This is a genomic window from Bradyrhizobium sp. UFLA05-108 (assembly GCF_059803455.1).
Genome location: NZ_JBANAZ010000264.1, coordinates 1 through 582 on the forward strand (window position 1 = coordinate 1; position 582 = coordinate 582).

Genomic DNA, 582 nt, shown 5'->3' on the forward strand with positions numbered 1-582 from the left:
GCAGCTGCTTAACGCGTTTTTGTTCGCGCTCGATAGTGACCGGGTAGGCATAACTGGTGCCCGGCTCAATCCCCGTGACATACCCCTGTTTTAACGTATCGGTATTCTTCCACAGCGTCAGGACGGGCAACTGGCGGGTATCGAACTGAATCGCCACCCCTTTGTCGCCCGCGTTATTGACCAGCGCCGCCAGTGTCTGATGATTCGGATCCGATAAGGGCTTAATGTTAAAGACCATTTCATCGAACCCTTTGGTTGGACCGGCATAGGTTGCCCAGGTCTTCAGCCCGGCTTTGGCATAGTCGTTAAACGGGCTGATGCTGGCCATCGGCGCCAGGAAGCGGGCGCCATTTTCCAGAATCGGTGCGCCGAAATTGCTGTGATAAATAATCTGGTAGTCATGGGGATAATCCGCCCGGTTGGTTAACACATCATGCAGGCGGAAACTGTTGCTGCCGGGCACATAGCGCAATTCGGTCAGGGTTTGCAGATCGGCTTTTTTGAATGTGCTCTCTTTGATCAGGCCGCGAACACGAATTTCATACGGCGCCGTATCCGCGACCTCAACCTCAACCCGCGAGG

At 54.6% G+C, this 582-nt stretch carries 1 protein-coding gene; it reads right to left on the minus strand.

Annotated features, from left to right (window positions below; genetic code table 11):
* A partial coding sequence (locus tag SO140_RS46395; RefSeq protein WP_498544265.1) for a DUF4432 family protein occupies positions 1 to 582 on the minus strand: 582 nt, incomplete at both ends.